Genomic DNA, 243 nt, shown 5'->3' with positions numbered 1-243 from the left:
GTGTAGCCGCCGATGTTCTGGGTCGAAGCGCTGAGGTCGACGATCAGATGGTCATTGCCGGACGCGCCGTGCCAGTAGTTGTTCTGGCCGGCCCAGTCAGTGAACGTCACCTGGTCGTCGCCGCCGCCGGTGTCCAGGTAGCCGACGCCGATGCTGACGATGACGTCGTCGCCCGAGCCGGTCAGCAGACTATCGACCCGCTCGATGTTCCGCACATGGGTGCCGTCGACCAGGGTGAACCCG

The 243-nt window shown here is 65.4% G+C and carries 1 protein-coding gene; it reads right to left on the bottom strand.

Translation table 11 applies throughout. From position 1 onward, the window contains the following. A partial coding sequence (locus AC2YG9_RS22465) for a hypothetical protein (protein ID WP_487300228.1) occupies positions 1–243 on the bottom strand: 243 nt, incomplete at both ends.

The sequence above is a fragment of the Caulobacter sp. SRI_014 genome (assembly GCF_057586315.1).
The sequence above is the reverse complement of the archived record's forward strand: the minus strand, read 5'-3'. Positions and strand labels throughout refer to the sequence as shown.